The sequence below is a fragment of the Congregibacter sp. genome (assembly GCF_045107095.1).
Classification (GTDB): Bacteria; Pseudomonadota; Gammaproteobacteria; order Pseudomonadales; family Halieaceae; genus Congregibacter.
Genome location: NZ_JBGCFU010000083.1, coordinates 1 through 7,598 on the forward strand (window position 1 = coordinate 1; position 7,598 = coordinate 7,598).

Consider the following 7,598-nt stretch of genomic DNA (forward strand, 5'->3'; position numbering starts at 1 on the left):
TATTGAGTATGTGTTTAACACGCCTTCGCATCATCGGGTTCACCACGCATCCAACGTGCGTTATCTCGATTGCAACCACGGCGGGACATTAATCATCTGGGATCGCCTGTTTGGCACTTTCAGTGAGGAAGTGCCCGAAGAGCCCGTGGTGTATGGTCTTACGCACAATCTGAACTCGCGCAACGTTCTGACGATCGCTTTTCGTGAATACCGCATGATGCTCCGGGATATGTCCCGGGCACATCGCTGGAGCGATAAGCTGCGGTATTTCTTGATGGCTCCCGGATGGTCTCACGATGGCCCTGATAAGCGGGCCCGGACCCTGCGCAGCGAGCAAACGACATCGATAGGCTGACAAGAGGTTCACACAATGCAGTATCGGCGATTGGGCAATTCGGGGTTGAAGTTATCTGCGCTCTCTTTTGGTTCCTGGGTGACTTTTGATAAACAAGTGGACGCCGGCTTAGCCGAACGAATGTTTGGCACATGCATCGACGCGGGGGTCAATTTTTTTGATAACGCCGAAGGCTACGAGGCGGGAAATGCCGAAATTGTCATGGGTAAGGCACTCGGGGCGCTCGCAGCTCCGCGGGACAGCTACTGCGTGTCCTCCAAAGTGTTCTTTGGCTCCCGGCAGGATCCCATGCCTACCCAGCAAGGCCTGAGTCGCAAGCACGTCACCGAGGCCTGCCATCAGGCGCTATCGCGTTTGCAGGTCGATTATCTTGACCTTTATTTTTGCCACCGGCCAGACCCGGACACGCCCATCGAAGAAACGGTCTGGGCTATGCACAGCCTGATTATGCAAGGCAAGGTGCTTTACTGGGGTACCTCGGAGTGGTCCGCAGAGCAAATTACTGCCGCCTACGAGTTTGCCAGGGTTAACCACTTAATACCGCCGAGTATGGAGCAGCCTCAGTACAATCTTCTGTATCGTGAACGCGTGGAGGAGGAGTATGCGCCGCTCTATGAAAAGTACGGGCTGGGAACAACCATCTGGTCACCGCTGGCCTCGGGAACTCTCACCGGCAAGTATCTGGCAGGTGTGCCGGCAGACTCTCGCATTGGTTTACCTGGCTACGAGTGGCTTCGCGAGATGTTGGTGGACAGCGAACGCGGGCAGGCGCGGATGCAGCGTATACAGGCTTTACTGCCCATTGCAGAGGCGCTGGAAGTGACTCCGGCGCAGTTGGCTATCGCCTGGTGCCTTTTGAATCCTAACGTTTCTACAGTGATTTTAGGGGCGTCGCGTGTATCGCAGCTTCAGGAGAATCTGGCGGCGATTGAATTAGTAGACTCTATGGGTGAAGAGGTGCGTGCTCAGCTGGCTGCAATCTGACGCGGATGTTCCTTATGGAGGTTGCCCCGCAGAGCATCAAAAGCGGGAGCTTATGCAATGCGCGCAAGACCCAGAACTGGGCTAGCTTTGCATTTCAATCACCTCTGGCCTTGCCGAATAACTCATTGCACCCATGACGACCGTCGGTCCGGACGGTTGGTGCCTCTGATCGGGAATGCGGCTCGGCGAATGCCTGAAGATACGGCACTGCCGGCGTTAGGACTTGTTGGACATGTTCCTTCGTTCAACCAGGCAAGGGCACCGGCAGTGAGTGCTTCGTCTGGCGAGCCAAAGGCGCCGCGGTAGTCATCCTCCAAAGCGCAGAGCGTAAAGCGGCCTGTATCGACTAATCCTGTGTAGTAACCCCCAAAACCTTCGCCGTTAATGCTTTCGAAAGTCACGAGCCTCAGGCGCGTGTCGCAGCCTATTTGATCGAAGGCGTACTGGCCCACCGCTTTGCCCGTGGTGTCGCTGCCCACAAGAACGACTTCTACAAAGGGCTCCAGACTATTGATCAGCAGTTAGTGTCGACACTCCAACATCATTTCAGTAAATGCGCCGAGAAGCGCATTGTTCTGCACAGATGTGCGTGTCGCCCGGAAACCCGCGTGGCAAGAGGGTTTGGTAGGACCAGGCGGATTGATCACAACAGGCTAAGGCCTGTTGTGCCCCTGCGGGCGCTGTCGCTATGCGACCGCGTCTAAAACGCTCCTTTGGTCGCGTTTTGTCGAACCGAGCGGTCCTCACCGAAACCTAATCCTCCAAACAAAAAACCCCCGCCGATGGCGAGGGTTTTTTGTTTGGTAGGACCAGGCGGATTCGAACCGCCGACCTCTACCATGTCAAGGCTTGAACCACACTGAGAGACACGGTGAAACACGTAGAAAGCTATCAACCAATGTGCGCCCGCAAGCGTGCGTGGAGAAGAGCTAAACACCACTACGGGGCTGCGTTTCATGCCCGCTCAGGGTGCTGCCTACTCGACCTGCATCTTGAGGCGGTCGCATCTGACGTACATCAGAACTCTTATTGCCTGGTTTAGATATGGTGTCCCTCAACTGACCACCCCAATCTGGACCGCTCCGCACGATGGCGATCCTGAGCGGAACCGCGATGCAGTTACCGGGTCGACAGGGCTTTGCCACCTCCTCCTACGAACGCCATCATCCCGAGCAGACACTTCTCCACCAACACGTCGAAACGCACTTCCCCGCACTAGTGGAACAACTGGCCCAGCAGGGCAAATCCATACCAGACCATGTCCACAGGGAATTTGAGGCCTACCTGAGGTGCGGCCCACTCCCAGGCCATGGCCAAGGTGCTGGGCACCGTTTACCGTGCGATCTCCGCCCACCTAATCCACAAGGCCGGATGCTCGCTCAAGGATGGTGCCACCGGGGCAGTCACGCTAATCCAGCGATTCGGTTCTGCCCTAAACCTCAACATTCACTTTCATATTTTGTTCCTGGATGGCGTCTATGTGCATCACGACAACAGGCCGCCCCGATTTCAACGCGTCGAGGCACCGGAAAAGAACGAGTTGGAGGACCTGGTTCAGTTGATCAGCCAGCGTTTAGGTCTCTGCCGAAGACCATCTGACACTCGGAACGTTCGGTTAAACGCGGGCAAGAGAGAAACACCATCGGCGTAAGGCCAACCGGCATCCACCTATAGCGTGTAGAGCCTACAGCCCCGAGGCGCCTCGAAGCGTCAGCGTGAGATGCGTAATGCCGTGGAAGGTGTCGTAGTCCCACACAGCCTCGCCATCTTCCTCATGGAGCCTAGCTGCGGGGTAGCGCTGTGTTAACTCGGCAAAAGCGACTTCCAAAATCACCTTGGCCAGGTTCGCGCCAAGGCAAAAATGCGGTCCCGCGCCAAACGCAATTTGCCGACCCGGTGTACGATCCAACTGCAGTTGCATCGGGCACTCGTATTTTCGCGGGTCTTTGGACGCAGCATCGATGGTAAGCATTGCCAACTGACCGGCTGCAAGTGACACGTCGTCTGTGGCCAAGTCCTCCGTTGCGTAACGTGCCATGCCCACCGGCGGCGCAAAGCGCAGTAACTCTGATACCGCTGTCGGCATAAGCGCAGGCTCTTCAACAAGTGCGCTCCAACTCGACTCTTTTTGCAAATGATAAACGCCGGTAGTTATTACCTTGGCAGTCGCCTCCAAACCGCCAAAGACCAAGTTCGCGAGCAGTGCGACGAGCTCTACATCCGACAGATCATGCTCGATAGGCTCCCCGGGGCCAATACCGAGAAGACGCGAAGCAATATCGTCTGCGGGGTCTTCGCGTTTGCGCTCAAGCAAGTTGTTCAGGTAAGCCACGAACGCGGTCGCCGCTGCCTCCGTTTTCGCCAACATGTTTTTGTCCATCAGGAAAAAGCCTGCCACCAGATCTACAGACCACTGACCCACCTTCGCTGCATCGGCCGCAGGAATCCCCACCATCTCGCAGGCGGACAGGGAAACTAGTGGTAGCGCGTACTCCGACCAGACTTCGATGGCTTCACGACCGCGCTCTTCGGCCGCATCGAGCAGCGCTGAGGCATTACTGCGCATTCCGGCCCGGTAGCGTTCTATGGCTTTTGACTGAAACTCGGGTGCGATCGGTTTGCGCAATCTCGCGTGTTCATCCCCATCTTTACCAAACATGAGGACAGACCACAGTTCGAACAGAGGGCCATGCGTCACCCCCGACATTTGAAGAATGGGCATTGCCACTGCCCCCATGCGACGGTCACGCAACAACCGATTGACGTCGTCTTCGCCGCGGAATATCACACTCTGCCCCGCTGTATCGGTAAACAGGTCGCCGGAAAGCGCGTCGCTGCGGCGGTGGCGTTCGGCACCATCCACGCCGGCGTCAAATGGCCACTCGTCCGGCGCCAAGATTTTGGGTTCTCGCATGTGTTTCTGATTGTCAGCGTGTGGTTGTGAGTAAAGCAGTAAGAAGGTCGATCTGTCTACCCTGGAATATGTTTACAGCAGCGGAACTTGAAACAACTCCTTTAACTCGCATCACGCGAGATAGGCTGCGGCCCGCAGAAGCACGCTCTACAACACGTGTACGAAGGCATTTCCTACTCCAGTTCTGACGGATAGGACCAGGCGGATTGATTTCAACGCACTAGGGCCTGCTGTGACCACTGCGGGGCGCTGTCGCTTTGCTCCCGCGTCTAAATTGCTGCGCAATTTGTCGAACAGCGGTTTTCACCGCAACTTGAAACACCAAACAAAAAACCCCCGCCGATGGCGAGGGTTTTTTGTTTGGTAGGACCAGGCGGATTCGAACCGCCGACCTCTACCATGTCAAGGCTAGAGCCACACTGAAAGCCACGGTGAGACACGCAGTCGTTTGTTAAAGCCATCCATCAGCCTGAAGCTCATCTAGCAGCGCTTGAAACTCTGGTGAGCTTCGAACGGCATCGTAGTAAGGCAACCGCGGTTCGAGGTAAGGCCTCATGCCCGAGGGGCTCGACAGCCCATCGCGCAAACACCTTACCGTCTCCTGTACAGCCTGCGTTAGCCCCAGCGTCTGGCAGGCTGCCTGTCTGACAAAGAACATTGCGGTCGGTGATTGACCCGCTTGACGTAGAAACTGGATAACGTCGGCTTTTGCCTCTTCGAGATCACCCTCCAAGAGTCGAAACATCGCGCCGTCTATGGGGTCAGTGGATTCCCCAATCTCGGCCGTAGCTAATGACTCAGTGCCCAGCCGATCTTTCAAGGCAGCAACGCGTGTGGCTAGTTGTTCGGTATCTCCGCGAAACAAAAGAGGCATCAGATCAAATTCAATCTCTGAGCGAACCCCTGCTGTTGTTTCCTGCTCCGCATAAAGCGCTTTTAGTGCAGGCGTGATACGCGCCGCTTCCAAATAGTCCTTCTGGGCCATGAGCACTATCCAGTACGCAGAGTAAAAACTGCGCTGCTCCCGGGTCGAGCCTTCACCCAGGTGCTTAGCGAGTTCCCGTCGATATCTATCCAAATCCTGATGTTGACTGTAGCTGAGTTCTATTTTTAGCAGCTTCAACCGAAGGTCAGTCTGGGGGCTTGCATCGACCATTTGTATGGCCTGGGCGTAGCGGTGCACCATCATCAGACGGTAAACAAGTCGCCGCTTGAGCAGCATGTTGCCCGGTTCGAGCTCAGCCGCTACCCGGGATGTCTCGATAAAGCCGTCAAAATCTCCTTTTCGGCGTTTAATCCACGATTGTATTTCCAGTAAACGCGTATCCGATGGCGCGAGGCTGCGGGCACTGGTGATGAGTTCATCCGCGCGATCATAATCACGAAGAATGTAATAGAGGTAGTACGCCTGGGCCGTTAAGTGCTCCGCGGTGCCAGGAGCCACCTCTGCGATGCGCGTAATCAGATCCTCAGTTTGCGCGATCTCCTGAGGATTCTGCTCGCTGAAGTTGGTCTGGGCGATAACGCCGACCAATTCCATCATTGGTCGGACAAATTTCGGATCCAGGGCAATGGCTTTTTCCAGCTTGCCCACCAGCGTACTTTGATAAGCGGGGTTGCCGGGACTGGTTTGCTCCTGATACCGCATGGCTTCGTGGAACGCACGATAGGCCGCCAGGTTTGACGTGGGAACCGCGGCCAGCTGCGCCTCATCCGAGGAGCTCAGACTGGTTTGCAATGCCTTTGCAATGGCGCGCGCAATCTCTGACTGCACCTGAAAAATATTGTCTGCGCTGAGCTGTCGATCGTAGGCTTCTGCCCACAGATTGTCGTCGGTTCGGGCGTCGATCAGTTGCACATTTATGCGCATCTGCTGTCCCGCAATGCGTACGCCTCCCTCTAAAATCGCGTCTGCTCCCAACTCTGTTCCAATTTGTGGGATCAGCTTTGTCGTCTCTGCATAGGCCATGGACGACGTGCGCGATATGACCCGCAGCCCCTGTATCTGTGCCAGGCGGTTAAGCAGATCATCGTGCACACCCTCGGCAAAAAACGCACCTTCATCGCTTCCACCCAAAACGGTAAACGGCAATACGCCAATCATCGGCGGGCCGGCGCCGCGCTCAACGCGATCTGCTGCCGGGCTTGTCGCGCCCAGGCCGTCAGCGTTCTCTAAAACTCCATAGCCGATAATGCCCAGTACGCTTAGCAGAGCGCATAGCAATAAATAGTCAGCAGCACGCAGCGGCGCGACATGGCTTGCGTCTGCGACCGTCGCGGCGGGTGTGCGCCGAATTCCCGTGGCGGTCACGTCAAAAAACCAGCCGAAGACCAGCACAACGGGAAATCCGGCGATCGCGATTAACAGCACATAACGTATCAGTGCTTCTGGCAGGGACAGCGCCGGCAGCAGCACGTCGGCTACCTGCATCAGCCCCCAGGTGCCAACAATATACAGCGCCAGAGTTCTGAGGACGCGCCGGCGGCGAAGCTCGGCGAACAGCGAACCCATCACGACGCAGCGCTCGTTACAACAAGCCATGCAGCAGTGCGTACGTCATTCATCACAAAGCCTGTGCGAGCTGTAGGGTGCATAGAAACCGCGACTGTCCGGAGTCAAAACAGAGCCAAGCGTAGCAGATCAACGAGTGTAGAGTTTGTGCAGGAGGTCATTTCGCAGGTTTTAAAACAGGGGTATCTCGAGCGTGTTGTTTGTTCCGTGACAGCTTAAGACTTGCATTCAGCAATAGCGCAACAATCTGTTTTGGCGGTGAGTACATGCACCCTGCGATTAGCTCTCTGCGCAGCGGTGGAACCGAGCGCGGTGCGGGCTCTACCGCAGCTTCGTACCTGCTGTTTGCACACCGCTTTGTGGAGACGTTCATTGCCCTGGGCTACCGTGATGCCATGTGGCAGCGAGACGATATTACGCGGTTCCTCGGCGTGGCAACGCCGGACTGATTACCCCTTGGCGCGCGCTGCGCTGACTTCTTCGATGAGCGCCTTGAAGTCCGCGCGCTCTCGCAGCGCGTCATAAAACGGTAGCAGCGGCTCGATAAAAAGCATTCCCGTGCTGGGCTCGATTAGCACACTGCGAAGGCAGGCAAGGGCCTCGAGCGCAGCTGTCTCTGTCTTGATCAGCGCTAACATGTTGCACAGGTGTGAGCGGCCCGTCCATTCGGCGCGATCCCAGTTTGGGTCCTTCCAAATTGTAAGAGCGTCGAAAGCCTCATCTTCCTCACCTTCTGCCAACAACATGAGAGCGCGATCGGGTGCCGGCATCCGGTCCAGCAATGCCTGTGAGTCGCTTTCCATAGGTTCAGCCAAACGCCTGACAGACTCGGC

The 7,598-nt window shown here is 56.3% G+C and carries 8 protein-coding genes; 4 read left to right on the top strand and 4 right to left on the bottom strand.

Going from position 1 to position 7,598, the window contains the following annotated elements; translation table 11 throughout:
- Together AB8B76_RS11760 and AB8B76_RS11765 are read left to right on the top strand one after the other, a co-directional pair.
- Positions 1-355: sterol desaturase family protein (locus AB8B76_RS11760; protein ID WP_405272689.1), on the top strand; the 355-nt coding region annotated here is incomplete at its 5' end.
- Positions 356-370: 15 nt separating this feature from the next.
- On the top strand, positions 371-1,339 hold the full coding sequence (locus tag AB8B76_RS11765) for a potassium channel beta subunit family protein (protein WP_405272690.1): 969 nt from the start codon (positions 371-373) through the stop codon (positions 1,337-1,339).
- 122 nt (positions 1,340-1,461) lie between these two features.
- Here AB8B76_RS11765 and AB8B76_RS11770 read toward each other — a convergent pair whose 3' ends face one another.
- Positions 1,462-1,818 carry a hypothetical protein gene (locus AB8B76_RS11770; protein WP_405272692.1) on the bottom strand — a complete coding sequence of 119 codons (357 nt, stop codon included), beginning with the start codon at positions 1,816-1,818 and terminating at the stop codon, positions 1,462-1,464.
- A gap of 830 nt (positions 1,819-2,648) precedes the next feature.
- Between AB8B76_RS11770 and AB8B76_RS11775 the strand changes: the two genes are divergently transcribed.
- The gene (locus tag AB8B76_RS11775; protein WP_405272693.1) at positions 2,649-2,990 is read left to right on the top strand and encodes a transposase; all 342 of its coding nucleotides are present in this window, start codon (positions 2,649-2,651) and stop codon (positions 2,988-2,990) included.
- 33 nt (positions 2,991-3,023) lie between these two features.
- Here AB8B76_RS11775 and AB8B76_RS11780 read toward each other — a convergent pair whose 3' ends face one another.
- Positions 3,024-4,253 carry a cytochrome P450 gene (locus AB8B76_RS11780; protein WP_405272695.1) on the bottom strand — a complete coding sequence of 410 codons (1,230 nt, stop codon included), beginning with the start codon at positions 4,251-4,253 and terminating at the stop codon, positions 3,024-3,026.
- Between the two features lie 451 nt (positions 4,254-4,704).
- Positions 4,705-6,768: a hypothetical protein gene (locus tag AB8B76_RS11785; RefSeq protein ID WP_405272697.1), complete on the bottom strand. Its 2,064-nt coding sequence runs from the start codon at positions 6,766-6,768 to the stop codon at positions 4,705-4,707.
- Positions 6,769-7,031: 263 nt separating this feature from the next.
- Between AB8B76_RS11785 and AB8B76_RS11790 the strand changes: the two genes are divergently transcribed.
- Positions 7,032-7,214, top strand: a complete 183-nt coding sequence (locus AB8B76_RS11790; RefSeq protein WP_405272698.1) for a hypothetical protein — start codon at positions 7,032-7,034, stop codon at positions 7,212-7,214.
- On the opposite strand, the gene AB8B76_RS11795 is transcribed toward AB8B76_RS11790, so the two are convergent.
- A partial coding sequence (locus tag AB8B76_RS11795) for a hypothetical protein (RefSeq protein WP_405272699.1) occupies positions 7,215-7,598 on the bottom strand: 384 nt, incomplete at its 5' end.

Bases quoted from the DNA above. Each gene is read 5' to 3' on its own strand.
- AB8B76_RS11765 (WP_405272690.1), top strand. From the start codon at position 371: ATGCAGTATCGGCGATTGGGCAATTCGGGGTTGAAGTTATCTGCGCTC.
- AB8B76_RS11775 (WP_405272693.1), top strand. From the start codon at position 2,649: ATGGCCAAGGTGCTGGGCACCGTTTACCGTGCGATCTCCGCCCACCTA.
- AB8B76_RS11780 (WP_405272695.1), bottom strand. From the start codon at position 4,253: ATGCGAGAACCCAAAATCTTGGCGCCGGACGAGTGGCCATTTGACGCC.
- AB8B76_RS11790 (WP_405272698.1), top strand. From the start codon at position 7,032: ATGCACCCTGCGATTAGCTCTCTGCGCAGCGGTGGAACCGAGCGCGGT.